The 15,010-nt window shown below is 62.6% G+C and carries 13 protein-coding genes; 4 read left to right on the top strand and 9 right to left on the bottom strand.

Features of this window, described 5'->3' with window-relative positions; genetic code table 11:
• Genes PSH59_RS03180 through cpaB form a run of 5 tightly spaced genes read right to left on the bottom strand, consistent with a single transcriptional unit; the run spans position 1 to position 5,530 of the window.
• On the bottom strand, positions 1-882 hold the full coding sequence (locus PSH59_RS03180) for a type II secretion system F family protein (protein WP_305394291.1): 882 nt from the start codon (positions 880-882) through the stop codon (positions 1-3).
• Positions 883-893: 11 nt separating this feature from the next.
• Positions 894-2,165 carry a CpaF family protein gene (locus tag PSH59_RS03185; RefSeq protein ID WP_248077662.1) on the bottom strand — a complete coding sequence of 424 codons (1,272 nt, stop codon included), beginning with the start codon at positions 2,163-2,165 and terminating at the stop codon, positions 894-896.
• Complete coding sequence (locus PSH59_RS03190; RefSeq protein ID WP_248077663.1) at positions 2,162-3,355, bottom strand: pilus assembly protein; 1,194 nt, start codon at positions 3,353-3,355, stop codon at positions 2,162-2,164. Before PSH59_RS03190 ends, PSH59_RS03185 begins: the two co-directional genes overlap by 4 nt.
• Positions 3,352-4,569, bottom strand: a complete 1,218-nt coding sequence (locus PSH59_RS03195) for a type II and III secretion system protein family protein (RefSeq protein WP_305394292.1) — start codon at positions 4,567-4,569, stop codon at positions 3,352-3,354. Before PSH59_RS03195 ends, PSH59_RS03190 begins: the two co-directional genes overlap by 4 nt.
• 19 nt (positions 4,570-4,588) lie before the next feature.
• Positions 4,589-5,530, bottom strand: a complete 942-nt coding sequence (gene cpaB / locus PSH59_RS03200; protein WP_305394293.1) for a Flp pilus assembly protein CpaB — start codon at positions 5,528-5,530, stop codon at positions 4,589-4,591.
• A 332-nt stretch (positions 5,531-5,862) separates the two neighbouring features.
• Between cpaB and PSH59_RS03205 the strand changes: the two genes are divergently transcribed.
• Both PSH59_RS03205 and PSH59_RS03210 read left to right on the top strand, forming a co-directional pair.
• Positions 5,863-6,060, top strand: a complete 198-nt coding sequence (locus tag PSH59_RS03205) for a Flp family type IVb pilin (RefSeq protein WP_248077666.1) — start codon at positions 5,863-5,865, stop codon at positions 6,058-6,060.
• Positions 6,061-6,123: 63 nt separating this feature from the next.
• Positions 6,124-6,528, top strand: a complete 405-nt coding sequence (locus PSH59_RS03210; RefSeq protein ID WP_248077667.1) for a response regulator — start codon at positions 6,124-6,126, stop codon at positions 6,526-6,528.
• Positions 6,529-6,639: 111 nt separating this feature from the next.
• Here PSH59_RS03210 and PSH59_RS03215 read toward each other — a convergent pair whose 3' ends face one another.
• The 4 genes from PSH59_RS03215 to PSH59_RS03230 all read right to left on the bottom strand — a co-directional run bounded on the left by PSH59_RS03215 (position 6,640) and on the right by PSH59_RS03230 (position 12,525).
• Positions 6,640-8,322 carry a ShlB/FhaC/HecB family hemolysin secretion/activation protein gene (locus PSH59_RS03215; protein WP_305394294.1) on the bottom strand — a complete coding sequence of 561 codons (1,683 nt, stop codon included), beginning with the start codon at positions 8,320-8,322 and terminating at the stop codon, positions 6,640-6,642.
• Between the two features lie 185 nt (positions 8,323-8,507).
• On the bottom strand, positions 8,508-10,016 hold the full coding sequence (locus PSH59_RS03220) for a collagen-like triple helix repeat-containing protein (RefSeq protein WP_305394295.1): 1,509 nt from the start codon (positions 10,014-10,016) through the stop codon (positions 8,508-8,510).
• A gap of 292 nt (positions 10,017-10,308) precedes the next feature.
• Positions 10,309-11,166: a MaoC family dehydratase gene (locus PSH59_RS03225; RefSeq protein WP_305394296.1), complete on the bottom strand. Its 858-nt coding sequence runs from the start codon at positions 11,164-11,166 to the stop codon at positions 10,309-10,311.
• 3 nt (positions 11,167-11,169) lie between these two features.
• Positions 11,170-12,525 carry a 3-oxoacyl-ACP reductase gene (locus PSH59_RS03230; protein ID WP_305394297.1) on the bottom strand — a complete coding sequence of 452 codons (1,356 nt, stop codon included), beginning with the start codon at positions 12,523-12,525 and terminating at the stop codon, positions 11,170-11,172.
• Between the two features lie 105 nt (positions 12,526-12,630).
• Between PSH59_RS03230 and PSH59_RS03235 the strand changes: the two genes are divergently transcribed.
• Positions 12,631-13,908, top strand: coding sequence for an acetyl-CoA C-acetyltransferase (locus PSH59_RS03235; protein ID WP_305394298.1), 1,278 nt, complete (start codon positions 12,631-12,633; stop codon positions 13,906-13,908).
• A gap of 134 nt (positions 13,909-14,042) precedes the next feature.
• Positions 14,043-14,939, top strand: coding sequence for a PA4780 family RIO1-like protein kinase (locus tag PSH59_RS03240; protein WP_248077677.1), 897 nt, complete (start codon positions 14,043-14,045; stop codon positions 14,937-14,939).
• Positions 14,940-15,010 lie beyond the last annotated feature (71 nt).

The raw sequence follows: 15,010 nt of genomic DNA on the forward strand, positions 1-15,010 counted from the left end.
TCAAATACTCCGCAACATGCGCCACATGGCGAAGGTGCCCGTCAGGTCCATGGCTGCCGCACCGAACAGCAGGTAGCGACCGGATTCGTCGTTCCACATGGTCATCAGGTAACCAGGGTTGGCGAACATGAAGTACGCCACCATGCCGATCGGCAACCCGGCCAGTACGTAGGCGGTCATCCGCGTTTCGCCGGTCATGGCCTTGAGTTGGCGCAGCCCCTGTTCCTTTTCGCGAATCATCTTGATCAGGTTTTCCAGCAGTTCACTGGCATTGCCGCCGTAACGATGGTTCACCTTCAAGCCGAGAGCGAACAGGCGGAATTCGTCGCGCTCATAGAGCTCGGCAAAATCGTGGATCGAATCCGGCAGGCTTACGCCCAGTTGCACGTTGCGCTGAACGCGGCCCATGGCATGTTTGAGCGGGTACTCACTGGCGTTGATGCCGCCCAGCACCGCGTCCGCCAAGGTGCGTCCCGACTTGAGGCTGCGCACCGTGTGGTCCTGCAGCGTCGGCAGTTGTTCGATCATGCGGCGCACACGGTGTTGATATCGCCAGGCGATATACACGCGCAGCGCCAGCGGCGGCACAGCGATCATCAGCAACAGGCCGAGCCACTCGGCGACGACCAGGCCCAGCAGCGCGCCCAATGCCCAGCCGGTGAGCCACAGCCCCAGACGGTCGGTGGGTTTGCCCAGCCCGGCGCGCTGGAACATGCGCTCCAGTCCATCCCATCCGGCAACGGCTTGCGCCGCTACCGGCTGGCCTTCGGCAAGCCGCTCCAACACCCGGTCGGTGCTGGCCCGGCGCAAGCCATTCTTGAACAGACTCAATGACAGGCCCACCAGGATGATGCAGGTCAGTAGCAGGATCGGGCCGGTCATGGTGCGTCTCCTTAGAGCGACAGCGTCGTTTCGCGGCGCAGTTTGTCACCTGCGGGGTTGATCGCATCCCGCAGGAAACCGCAGCCGGTGCGCCGGTCGAGGCGAAACAGGGTGTTGGTGACATACACGTCATCGCGGACGCCCACCACTTCCACGACCTCGCTCACACAGCGTCGGCCATCGGGCAGGCGGGTCAGTTGGATCACCACATCCAGCGCCGCGCAGACCATTTGCCGCAGGGTTTTTTCCGCAACCACACGGCCAGTCAGGCCCACCAGGGTTTCCAGGCGCAGCAGCGCATCCTGGGCGTTGTTGGCGTGCACCGTGCTCATGGAACCGTCGTGACCGGTGTTCATGGCGGTCATCACGTCGAGCACCTCCACGCCACGAATCTCGCCGAGGATGATGCGGTCGGGGCGCATGCGCAGGGCGTTACGGATCAGGTCGCTGGCCTTGACCTCGCCATGCCCCTCGGAATTCGGCGGGCGGGTTTCCAGGCGCACGACGTGCGGGTGGCCCAATTGCAGTTCAGCGACGTCTTCGATGGTCACTAACCGCTCGTGCGGGGTGATCAACTGGCTGAGGATGTTGAGCAGCGTGGTTTTACCCGTGCCGGTCCCGCCGCTGATCAGGATGTTGCAGCGTTTGCCCACCGCCTCCTGGAAGAACTCGAAGATGTTCTGGTCGATGGTTTGCATCGCCACCAGGTCGCTGCTCTTGAGCATGTCCTTGCGAAACTTGCGGATCGACAGGCAGGGGCCGTCCAGGGCAATCGGCGGGATGATTGCGTTGACCCGACTGCCATCGGGTAGCCGTGCATCCACCATCGGCGAAGACTCGTCCAGGCGCCGGCCCAGCGGCGCCAGGATGCGTTGCATGACCCGCTCCACATGGTGGGCGTCGATGAACCGCAGGTCGCTGTGGTGCAGCAGGCCGTCGCGTTCGATGAACACCCGGTGCGGGCCGTTGACCAGAATTTCGGTCACCGACGGATCGCGCAGCAGCACTTCCAGCGGGCCGAAACCGGTGAGTTCGTCGACGATCTCTTCGGCCAGGCGTTCCATCTCATAGCGGGAAATCGCCAAGTGCATGCGCGTGATGTATTCGGACACTTTGTCGATGACAAATTGCGCCAGGGACTGGCGCGAACCTTCCAACAGGTTTTTGCCGGACTCCTCGATGGCATCGATGATGTAGCGGTGCAGCACCAGTTTCAGGCCATCGTGATCGTTATTTCCGGCGGCGCTGCTTGCTGGCCCGCCGAACAGTTTTTCGCCGTTCATCTCCCCGTCCCCAACAAGCGCTCGAACCAGCGCGCCGAGGGTTTTTCCATGCCTTCGGAACGCTTGGCCAGGCGTTCGCCCAGGGTGCGCAAGGCTTGGGTCAAGGGTTCGCGCGGGGCCAATGCAAATAGGGTTTGTCCTTGGTTCTTGGCGTTCAGGCGCAGTTCGGCGCTCATTGGCAGCACGGCGACGCACGCCAGGCCGTAACTTTTTTCCAAGGTTTCGATGCCGGGGGCGCAGGCTTTGAGGTAGCGGTCCACCAGCAGCTTGGCGTGTTCGAGCTTCATGCCTTTGTCCCGCCACAGGTTGATTACCGCCAGGTTGCGGCGGCAGTCGAGCACGCTCTGGTCGGTGTACCACAACAGCTTGTCGCAGTGGCTGACAAAGGTGCGCAGGGCTTCGCTGTCGGTTTGCCCGGTGAGGTTCACCACGATGTGCTGGAAGTGTTGGCGCAGCGCACTGAGCAGCATGTACAGCTCCGCGGCACTGGTCAGCTCCAGTGGTTCGTCGGTGGTCGCGTAGGCGAGGATGCGCAAGTTGTCTTCGGTGCGGGCGAAGGCGCTGTTGATCAGCGTGGTGTCCAGGCGTCTGAGATGGCGCAGGGCATCGCCAAAGTTAAAGGTGCTTTCCAGACCCAGCAGTGCAAGGCTGTCACCGCGCGGCAGGCCCAGATCCAGCAGCAGGGTTTGTTGCCCGCTCTTTTGCACCACCATCGCCAGGTGGCTTGACAGCAGCGCGCCGTCGGCATTGCTTTGGGTGCCATACAGCACGGTCAGACCGCCCAGGTGCGCATTGGATGCGGCGGGCGGCAGGCGTTTGCTCAAGCGGCGGACCAGCCCGGCCACTTCGCTGGAGCGCGAACCGTAGGCAACGAAATCCCGCGCGCCGGCGCGCATGGCGTTGAGCACCAACTGGTTGTCCATGCCGTCACCCAGAGCGACGATCGCCAGCATCGGCTTGGCTTCCAGCGCCCCCTCGATCAATGCGCTCTGGGCCACGATATGTTCACGGTCCAGGCCCACAAAGACCAGATTGGCGAAGGTCACGTCGACCAGGGCCAGCAGTTCATCAAGGCTGCCGCCGCCGGCGCTGACCACTTGCCCCAGCGGCGCCAATGCACCCTGCAGCCACTCCAGGTCGATACTGTTACGGGTGATTGCCAGAAATGTCTGGCTCAGGCTATCGCTCATTGGGACAGTCCACTGCGGCGGTCGAAATTGCCGTTTTCGAGGAAAAACAGTCGGTACCAATTGGGGTCGTAGCTGCGTAGTTTTTCCCCAGGCAAGGATGGCAGTTGGGCGTTGGCGGCCAGGGGCTGGACCAGATGCGGGGTGACGATCATCAGCAACTCTTTTTCTTCGCGGCTGATGTTGGCGTCGCGGAAAAACGCACCGAGGATCGGGATATCCCCCAGTCCAGGAAACTTGCTGACGGTGGAGCGGTTGTTGCTGCTGATCAGGCCGCTGATCACAAAGCTTTCACCATCGGCCAGGGACACACTGGTGTCGGTGCGGCGCACGGTGAGGGCCGGCACTTGGATGCCTTGGATCTGCACGGCATTGCTGTAGTCCAGTTCGCTGACTTCCGGCGCCACCTTGAGGGTGATGCGGTTGCGGTCGATCACCGTCGGGGTGAGGGTCAGGCGGATGCCGAATTCTTTGTACTCGATAGAAATGGTGTCGCTGCCGGCGCTGGGCACCGGTACGGGCACTTCACCACCCGCGAGGAAGCTCGCGCTTTGCCCGCTCATGGCCACAAGGCTTGGACGCGCCAGGGTATAGGCAAAGCCGCTGCGCTCCAGGGCGTTGATCATCGCCGAAACGCGGCCGCCGCCGAAGCCGATATTGAAACTGGTGCCGCTGATGGGCAGGGCTTGGGTTGTGGGGGTTGGGAAGAGCAGGTTGGGGCTGCCGAAAAACGCATTTTTGGCGGTGCCCAGGATCGTGGTGCTGGCTTCCTTGAGTTTGGTGCGGCTGACTTCCACAAAGCGGATGTCGGTCTGAACCTGGCTGGGCAACAACGGATCGTCCGATGGCGACAGCGATAAGCGGGTGAGCGCCGAGGTGGCCTTGCCTTTGACGAACACCATGCTCTGGCGTGGCGCGCTGGCACAGGCGGTCCAGACCATCAGGCTGGTGGCGCCGCTGCTGACGCCGGTGAGCAGGAAGCTGCGGTCGCCGTTGACCCGCACGTCGGCGATTTTGGGGTCGCCGATGGCCAGGCGTGTAATGGGGACCGGCGATTGCATCGCTTGTTGCAGGCCTTCTCCCACCTCGACCACCGCGGGCAGTTGGCCAAGGGCGCTGCAATTGCCGGGTGCCGCCAGCGCCGTGCCTAACGGCACGCCCAACAGCATCAGGGCCCAGGCCACATGTGCGAACACAACTGCGTAGCGATGGCTCATTCAAGGCATCCTTGCTCAATCACGGGGTTTGTTCAGTGGCCTGGGCACCGCGTATCACTTCAATGCCACGGCGCACGGCAGGCTGCGTAACAACCTGCGCGACGCGTTTGGGCGGGCCGACCAGGGCAAGTTGGGTGAATTGGTAGAGGTCGCGGTCAGCCTTTTCCAGCGTGACCGGTGAGTCGTTTTCGCCGGCCCAGTAACGGCTGAGCAACTGCTCGTCTGCGCTGCGCACCGCCAGGCGCAAGGTGCCGGCTTGGGTGGCGAGCATCAGGCGACTCAGTAAAGGCTCCGGCACCGCCAGCACCACGGTGCGGGCGGCGGCCCGACGTTGCACGGCCTGGGCGCGCTCTTCGGCCGTGGCCGGCGGCGGGACGGCGGGTTGGCCGTCGCTGGCCAGGCCCATTTGCTCACCGACACTGAGCAGGCGCATGGCCGGAATCACGATCTGGGCCGACTGTTCGGCGTTGAACGCGTCCTGGCGCAGAAACAGCAGCACGTCCACGTAATCGCCGGGGCTCAACTGGCCGCCGGCGCCGATCACGTCATCCACCGCAACGGCCAGGGCGCGCTCGTCGGGCCGGATCATGCGGGCCAGCGGGCCGCCGGCGGTGAAGCTTTCTTCGTTGAGCCACGTGCCTGCGCCCAGTGCCCGCAGAGGGATACGGCCGATGACCTGGTCCAGTTGAGTCAGGCTGCCGGCGGGTACGGTGCGCAGTTTTTCCACGGCCAGGTCGGCTGCGGTGAGCGGCACAAAAGCCGGGACGTTGTGCGCCAGTACCACCACCGGCTGGCGGGTTTGGTCTTCGACGGCGGCGACGGTGTTTTCAACAGAAACGACAGGTTCGGCAGGGACGGCAGCGGGCTCGGGTGCGCGACTCAACACCAGCCCCCAGTACCCTGCTGTCAGTGCCCCGATAAGTAGCAAGCCGGCCAGTGCCAGGCTGATGCGACTGTTCATGACGGCTCTCCTTCTCCCGGTGCACTGCTGACCCGTCAATCCAAACGGGTGAATACGCAACCGTGGCTGTGATGAACATCTAACGATTTGGCTATTTGACGGTAGCTCAGCTAGGACAAAACGCCATTAACTGCCGGAAAATTTACAAGCCTTTTAACTGGCGCCAGTTAAATATAGGGAGGTTTGCGGCGCGAGGAGGCGACTAATACTTTGTGATTAATCCGTTATTACAGTTGTGAGCCCGGGGTTTGTTGACAATGCTCTAGTGGCACGCCGCGAGCCTCCGTGCTAGAGCCGTACCGGCTTTGTGTGGCGTTTTAAGGAGAAGTCTTATGTTCCTTGATCTGATGTTGAAACTGTATGTAAAGACGCAATTATTCTTCCGGCGTCAGGAGGGTGCATCAGCGATTGAATATGTAATTATCGTCGCGATAGTTGCACTGGTTATTCTCGGTGTCGGCACGGGCCTTGGCGATAAAATCAAAGGCGTCTTCAATTCGATTTCCAACGGGCTGCCCAGCGGTAGTTAATGCCAGGTACTAAGGCACCGCGCTGCATTGATGGGGGCGATTAACTATTAGCAGGGACCACTCATGAACGGCGCGTCATTCTCCCGCCAGGAAATTCTATTGGTGGACGACGAAGAGTACGCCCTGGTCGAACTCGCCGAATCCCTCGAAAATGAGGGATTCATTTGCTTTACCGCTACCTCCGTGACCTTCGCCTTGCAGGAGCTGACCCTGCACCCCGATATCGCCCTGGTCATCACTGACCTGCGCATGCCCGAGGAAAGCGGTATGTCCTTGATCAAGCGTCTGCGCGAACATACTTCCCGCTCAGACCTGCCGGTGATTGTGATGTCCGGTCATGCCGAAATGGATGATGTGAGTGACATGCTGCGGTTGCAGGTACTGGACCTGTTTCGCAAGCCTATCTACCTGGTGCGGTTGATCGATACCTTGGACAGTCTGTTTCCGGTTAATCAGCGTTATAGGTAGATGCCGGTGAGCAGGGCGCCCCTTCAGGCCGGCGCGGGCAAGCCCGCTCATCACACACGCCGGCTTGCCACGTCACCCCGTTTGCCCCATGACGCTGTTCGCCGCCCATGGTTAGAGTTGATAACTGAAACTCAAGGAGTACCGCGGCTTGCGATTGAGGCTGTCGAGGGCTTCGTCCGACATCGGTTTGGCCGCTTCGAGGGCAATGTTGTAGTACTTGTTGTCGCCGAAGCGCAGACCCACGGCGGCCGATGACAGGTTGTTGCCTTTGACGGGCAGGTCGTTGAACCAGGTCTTGGCGCGGTCGAGCACGATGTAGGGTTGCAGGATCCTGACCCAGTCGCCGGCGCGATTGTGGCTGTAGTTGATCTCGTAAGCCATGCCCCAGCCCTTGTCGCCCGAACCCTGGTCATCGGGGTAGCCGCGGCCGAAGCTCTGCCCGCCGAAGGTGGCGCGCTCGCTGTCGGGCAGCGTGTCGTTGCTCCAGTACAGCGCGCCGGAGAGCACGCCTTGCCAGTTATCGAAGAGTGTATTGCTCTGCACGCCTGACAGGCGCAGGCGGAAGAAGTCGAGGTCGGGCTTGAGGCCGCCGAAGTCTGTGCGGTTTTTAGCGCCCAGGCCGTTGATGCCTTGGTACAGGCCGGCGCTGAGGATGCGCAGTTGGGTGCTGTCGGCCTTGCGCCAGTCGCCCTCGAAGGCCAGGGCGCGCAGGTCGGTTTCGATGTCGAACCGCAGTGGGAAACCCACCAGCTTATAGCCCGTGGTCTGGTCCACCGCGTACAGGCGCGTCCCCAGGCTCAACGACTCGTTGGACGACGCGATCAGCGGGTGGCTGAGGCCGATGGAGTAGCGATCGACCGCCTTGTGCGGCTTGAGCTCCAAACCATCGCCCAGTTGCAGGTGGGTGCTTGGATCGGCGCGGTAGCGTTCGCCCGCCAGCGACAACTGGGTGCCCTCGGCATTGATGAATTGGCTGTAGGCCGCGCGGTAGTAATGTTCTTTGTCGTCCCCCGGCGGGAACAGGCCGCTGATGCTCAGCTGCTCGCCCAGGGAGGTCCACGAATTGCTGGTGGCCGTCAGCAGCGCCTGCGTGCCGCCACGACTGGCCTCGGTCATGTTCATGCTGGTGGTGAAGGGTTTGCGGCTGGCGGTGATGTTCATGAGGGTGCCGCCATCGGTCGTGCCGGGCGGCGGGACTTGAGCCAGCACGGTCACGCCAGGAATGGCGCTCATCAGCGTGGTGTAGCGTTCGAAGGTCTTTCGGGTAAGTGGACGTTCGGCCTTGAGTTTTTCGGCGAGCTTGTCGACGTAGGACGAGACGGCACCGATGTCGCCTTCCAGCCGGTAATCGCGGATGTAGCCTTCCACCAGTACCACGCGCACCAGCCCGCCCTCAAAGCGCTGTTCCGGCAGGAAGGCATAGGACAGTAAATAACCGTCCTCCTGGTAACGCCGGGTGATGCTGCGGGTGGCTTCGATCAACTGCGCCAGGTTGGTCTCGCGGCCGATCAAGGGTTCGAATGCCTGGGCGACGTCTTTGAGCGCGTAGGCCGTGCCGCCCTCGATCTGCAACTTGCTGATGGTCACCTTGGTGTCCATCAGCAAGGGTTGTGCGGCGGTGGCGGCGGGTACCGGCAACTGCGTCTGCGGGGTGACAGGGCGGTAGGCATCGGCTGGCAGGTTGGGCACCGGCAGGTTGCGGATGGTGTCGTTGCTGTTGAGGAAGCTGGGCAGGGTATCAGCGTGGGCATAGGCATTAAGGGTGAGCACTAACAACGGCGTCAAAGCGCGCATAGGACACTCCATGGTCAAAACTGCAGCGACGTTTTGCAGATACCCGCCGGGCTCTTGGGGCACGGTTCGGGTGCTTGCAGGTGCTATTGAGCGGTCCATAAAAAAGACGAGAGACTGATGCGGTCTCTCGTCTCAACCAAGCGTAGGCGCTGTAGGTGAGGCCGACTAATCGGCCAGGTGCAAGGCTAGTTTCGGGTCAGGCCGCCCAGGATTCCGCCGAGTACGCCCGTGTTGGTTGTGGTGGTGGCGGAGGTGGACGCGCTGCCATTCAGGCCCAGACCACCGCTGAGCAAGCCGCTGCTGCTGGAGGTGGTGCCGCCGGTGACCAAGCCACCGACCGACGCCACGGTGCCGCCCACGGCGTTGACCGTACCGCCCAAGGCATTGGTGATCGGGCTGCTGCCAGTGGCGCTGAGGGTGGTGCCCAGGTTGCCGACGGCAGCGCCGATGTTGGTGACCAGGCCGTTCACCGGACTGCCCAGGCCCGTGCTGCCACCGATGGTTTGCGTGAGGTTTTGCACGCCGCTGGTGACCGGGTTCAAGGCGCCGCCGAGGGTGTTGGTGACGGGCGCGATCGCGGCGCCTGCCTTTATGTTCGGCGTGCCGCTGCCGCCGAGCAGCGTACCCAGGGACGCCACGGTGGTACCACCCTTGACGCCGGTGATGCCAATCGCGCTGACCACGCCGTTGGTGCTGCCTGCATTCAGGCCGCTGCCGGCGCCGGAGATCACCCCGCCGATCGACTCGGCCAGACCCAGTCGCCCGGCGCTGCCGCCGGAACTGCCGCCGTTCGGATCGACATAACCGCTGGTCTTGCCGACGACGGTGCCTATGCCATTGAGCACATTACCCACGGCGCCGGTCACAGGGTTGCCGGTACCGCCTGCGCCGGCGACTTTATCCCCCAGGCTGTCCGCGGTTTCGCCTACCTTTTGCAGCAGGCCACCGACAGGGTCGTTGAGCCCGGTGCTTGTGCCGACTTTGCCAGTGGTGTTCTCCACCAGGGAGACGACGGGCACCAGAACGCGTTCGCCTACGGCATCGGTGACCGATCCCAGTGGGCCAGTGGTGCTGGCGATGCTCAGGGTGTCGCCGAGCATGGTCACGGCACTGCCGACCTTGTTTACCGCACCGCCGACCGCCGGTGCGGCCGTGCGTACCACCGGCACTTTGCCCAGCAGGGTGGTAACGTTATTTCCGGTGGCAGTGACGCCATCCCCCAGGTCGGCAACGCCTGTGCCCACCCCGGCAACGGTGATGCCCAACGCGTTGCTGTCTGTGCCCAATGAGCCCAGACCTTCCGACAGGCCATCGCCAATGCTGCTCACGGCCGTACCGGTGGCGGTGACCAGGCTGCGTGCGCTGGCGCCTACGATTGGCAGGCTGCCGAGGGTGGTGCCCAGGCTTGTGACAGTGCCGCCCAGGTCGCTGACAGTGCCGCCGGCGGTGTCAACCACATCGGCCGTGACCAGCGTGCCGCCGGTGCCGCCACCACCAGTGCCTCCTCCGTCAGTGCCACCACCGGTGCCGCCCCCGGCACCACCACCGGCAGTACCACCGCTGGTGCCGGTGTCCGAGGACGCAGAATCGCTGCTGTGATGCCCGCCGCCACCGCTGCTGCAACCGCCGAGCGTCATTGCGACTGCCAGGGCCAATGCGGTACTGGTTTTCCAAAACACGCGTTGAGTATTCATGATTGAGTTCCTTGCACCTGTACAACCTGAGTTGTCATCAAACGCTGGTTATTTCTTCGGATAACGATGCGTTTGTCCGTGTGCTCATCACAGACCCGGAGGCGTGTTCTCTCAATGCTCAACTTGGTATTAACGATTTATATAGGGCGGCTCGGAAGGGGCTTAATGATTAATCAAAAGGATGTGGGCGGGCGAGTATCAAAAATGTATAGGTGTTTTAAATCAGAAGCTTAATTAACAGAAGCGGGCCTGATCAGGCCCGCTATAACTTTTTGCGTATATATACAATTAATCAGTGCCGTTCCGTGATCGGCTGCCATTTACCCCGCATATGTTCAATGTCGCCCGCACCTTTCAACATCAATTCGCCACGGGTACCGGCAGCACTGGCAAGCAATACCACTTCACTGGGCAGGCGCACGGGCTTCTGGAACTCGACCGTTAGTTCAATATTGGCCCCTGGCAGATGCTCAGCCAGTGCGGCGAGTGTGCGCGCCTTGTTCCACAGGCCGTGGGCGATGGCCTGGGGGAAGCCGAACAGTTTTGCAGTGAAGGCACTGAGGTGGATCGGGTTGTAGTCGCCCGACACACGGGCATAGCGGCGACCGATATCGGCCGGGGCTTTCCAACGGGTGATTTCGCCGGTTTGAGTGGGGGCGGCTTGCACGGCCTGCGCCGTTTCGCCGTCGAGTTTCACGCCTCGGCACAGCATGCGACTTTCGGCTTCCCACAACAGGCCGAGGGAATCTTCGACGCGGGTCACCACGTCAAACGTCGCACCCTTGGGGTGTGGCTGCAGGTTTTGCGCGTGCACGGCGATGGACAGTTCACTCACACCGCCCAAAGGCCGGTGGATACGGATGCGGTTGCTCAGGTGGATCAAGCCCAACAGCGGGAAAGGAAAGGCGTGATCGGTGAGCAGCTGCATCTGCAAGCCGAACGCCAGGATATGCGGGTAGGTGGCCGGCAGCATGGGGCTGTCGGCAAACCCGCAGACTTTGCGATAGGCCGCCACCTGCCTGGGATTGACGCTGACCCGGCAGCGCACGCCCTGTTCAGGCAGGGCCGTGCCGGTGATCTTGCGCTTGAGTGCCGCGCGCCAATACAGCGGCGGCAGAAACGGGGGGCTGCTCAAGGTCTGCCATTGCATGGTTCACGCTCCCAATAGACTTTGCCCACACACACGCAGCGCTTGCCCGCTGACCGCACCGGAACCGGGTTGGCCCAGCCACGCCACTGCTTCCGCGACGTCTTGAGGTACGCCGCCCTGGCCCAGCGAACTCATGCGGCGCCCGGCTTCACGCAGGGCAAACGGAATGTGCGCGGTCATCTGGGTTTCGATAAAACCCGGGGCAACCGCATTGATGCTGATGCCGCGCTCGCCGAGCAGCGGCGCCCAGGCCTGGGCCAGGCCAATCAATCCGGCCTTGCTGGCGGCATAGTTGGTTTGCCCACGGTTACCGGCAATGCCGCTGATCGACGCCAGCAGCACCACGCGGGCGTTGTCGTGCAGGGTGCCGCTGTCGAGCAGGGCTTGGGTCAGCAACTGCGGGGCATTGAGGTTGACGGCCAGTACCGCGTCCCAATACTCCGGGGTCATATTGGCCAGGGTCTTGTCGCGGGTGATGCCGGCGTTGTGCACCAAAATGTCCAGGCCATCGGGCAGGTGCTCGATCAATTGAGCGGCGGCATCTTCGGCGCAGATATCCAGCACCACCGTGCGCGCGCCCAGGCGCGCGCCCAGGCGCGCGGCCAGCGCGTCAAGGTCGGCCTTGGCCTGGGGCACATCCAGCAGGATCACGTCGGCGCCGTCACGGGCCAGGGTTTCGGCGATGGACGCGCCGATGCCACGGGCGGCACCGGTGACCAGTGCCTTGCGCCCGGCCAACGGTCGGGTCCAGTCTTCAACGGGCGTGACGCAGGCTTGCAGGCGAATCACCTGGCCCGAGACATACGCGCTTTTGGGCGAGAGGAAGAACCGCAGCGCACCTTCCAACTGATCGTCGGCGCCGTCGCCGACGTAGAGCAACTGCAACACGCCACCGTTGCGCAGTTCTTTGGCCAGGGAGCGGCTGAAACCCTCCAGGGCCCGCTGGGCGCTGGCGGCGAACGGGTCGCTGAGGCTTTCCGGCGCGCGGCCAAGGATGACCAGGTGGGCGCTGTTGTCGAGGTTTTTCAGCAGCGGCTGGAAGAATTCGCGCAGTTGCTTGAGTTCATCGGTGTGCTGCAAGTGGCTGGCGTCGAATACCACCGCCTTCAGCTTGGGGCCGTGGCCGGGGATCCAGGTGGACGTCTCGGCGCCGTAGCTGTAAATCGCTTCGGTGAGTTTGTGGGCAAAGGCCTGCACCTTTGTTACCAGCGGGCCGCCGCCCAGCAGCAGGGCGCCTTCCACAGGGCGCAGGCGCCCGGCTTGCCAGCGTTCCAGGCGTACCGGTGACGGCAGGCCAAGGGCGGCGACCAGGCGATGGCCGAGGCTTGAGTTGGCGAAGTCGATATAACGGTCAGACATGGAACGCTCTCCGAAGGCTGGGGTTCAAAGGGTTGACCATCCCAGGGTAGCAGTCGTTCGACTAGGCTCATTGATCACGCCCATAACAGACAGAGGGAGCTTTCCATGACTCAATTGCGCCGCGTGGCGATCATCGGTGGTAACCGCATTCCGTTCGCCCGCTCCAATGGTCCCTACGCCACGGCGAGCAACCAGGCGATGCTGACCGCCGCCCTCGAGGGCCTGATCGAGCGTTACAACCTGCATGGCCTGCGCCTGGGTGAGGTGGTCGCCGGTGCGGTGCTCAAGCACTCCCGAGACTTCAACCTCACCCGCGAATGCGTGCTGGGCTCGCGTCTGTCGCCGCAAACCCCTGCGTACGATGTGCAGCAAGCCTGTGGGACTGGGCTGGAAGCGGCCTTGTTGGTGGCCAATAAGATCGCCCTGGGCCAGATCGACTGTGGGATTGCCGGTGGGGTGGACACCACCTCCGACGCGCCCATCGGCGTGAATGAGGGGCTGCGCAAAATCCTGCTGCAAGCCAACCGCGGCAAGTCCATGGCCGATAAATTAAAAACCCTGCTGCAACTGCGTCCCCATCACCTCAAACCCGAGCTGCCGCGCAATGGCGAGCCGCGCACCGGCCTTTCCATGGGCCAGCACTGTGAATTGATGGCACAGACCTGGCAGATCCCCCGCGCCGAGCAGGACCAGTTGGCTCTGGAGAGCCACCAGAAAATGGCCGCGTCCTACGCCGAAGGCTGGCACAACGATTTGCTCACGCCGTTTCTGGGCCTGACCCGCGACAACAACCTGCGCCCCGACCTGACCCTGGAAAAACTCGCTGCGCTAAAGCCTGCGTTTGAGCGCAGCGACAAGGCTACGCTCACCGCCGGCAACTCCACGCCGCTCACCGATGGTGCCTCCCTGGTGCTGCTGGGCAGCGAAGACTGGGCGAAGGCTCGCGGTTTGCCGATCCTGGCGTATCTGCGCGATGGAGAAGCGGCTGCGGTGGATTTCGTCAACGGTGCCGAAGGCCTGTTGATGGCGCCGGTTTACGCCGTGCCGCGCTTGCTGGCCAGGAATGGTCTGACGCTGCAGGACTTCGATTACTACGAGATCCACGAAGCCTTCGCGGCTCAGGTGTTGTGCACACTGAAAGCCTGGGAAGATGCCGACTACTGCCAGACCCGTCTGGGGCTCGACGCGCCACTGGGCGCCATCGACCGCAGCCGGCTGAATGTGAAGGGCAGTTCCCTGGCCGCCGGGCACCCTTTTGCTGCCACCGGCGGGCGCATCGTCGCTAATCTGGCTAAATTGCTGGATGCGGCGGGCAAGGGGCGCGGGCTGATTTCGATCTGCGCCGCGGGCGGCCAAGGCGTGACGGCGATTATTGAACGTTGATTCCGGCCGAAACTGGCATATAGGATGCATTCTTGAGTGGTCAGAGGTCGGTAGCCCCTCCCACCGGCGAGCCGATTGCCGTATAACGAGTGCCATACGCGTATTTGGTAATAAAGGACCCACAATAAAAGCTGATGAAGACTCCTAAACGCATTGAACCCCTGATCGAAGACGGTCTGGTCGACGAAGTGCTGCGCCCACTCATGAGTGGTAAAGAAGCAGCTGTTTATGTGGTGCGCTGCGGCAACGAATTGCGTTGCGCCAAGGTTTACAAGGAGGCGAATAAACGAAGTTTTCGTCAGGCGTCTGAATACCAGGAAGGCCGTAAGGTCCGTAACAGCCGCCAGGCCCGGGCCATGGCCAAGGGTTCCAAGTTCGGTAAGAAAGAAACCGAAGACGCCTGGCAGAACGCTGAAGTTGCAGCGTTGTTCCGCCTCGCCGGTGCGGGCGTTCGCGTGCCCCAGCCGTTCGACTTCCTTGAAGGCGTGCTGCTGATGGAACTGGTGGCCGACGAGTACGGCGATGCGGCGCCGCGTCTGAACGACGTGGTACTGGAGCCGGACCAGGCGCGCGAATACCACGCCTTCCTGATTTCCCAGATCGTGCTGATGCTGTGTACCGGCCTGGTGCACGGCGACTTGTCCGAGTTCAACGTGCTGCTCACGCCGACCGGCCCTGTGATCATCGACCTGCCCCAGGCGGTGGATGCGGCGGGTAACAACCACGCATTCAGCATGCTTGAGCGGGATGTGGGCAACATGGCTTCCTACTTCGGTCGCTTCGCCCCGGAATTGAAGAAGACCAAGTACGCCAAGGAAATGTGGGCACTCTACGAAGCCGGCACCTTGCACCCGGCCAGCGTATTGACCGGCGAGTTCGACGAGCCGGAAGAGCTGGCCGATGTGGGCGGCGTGATCCGCGAGATCGAAGCGGCGCGGTTGGATGAAGAGCGCAAGCAGGCGATTCGAGCGGCGGATGATGCACCGACCACCAAGACGGCCGAAGAACCGCCGCCGCCCTGGATGCAGTGACGGGCTGAAATGGAAAGGGGCTTGTTGTGGTGAGCCTGCTCACCACATGAGCCTTCGGTTGCCTTGTGCAA

It is taken from the genome of Pseudomonas sp. FP2309 (genome assembly GCF_030687575.1).
GTDB lineage: Bacteria > Pseudomonadota > Gammaproteobacteria > Pseudomonadales > Pseudomonadaceae > Aquipseudomonas.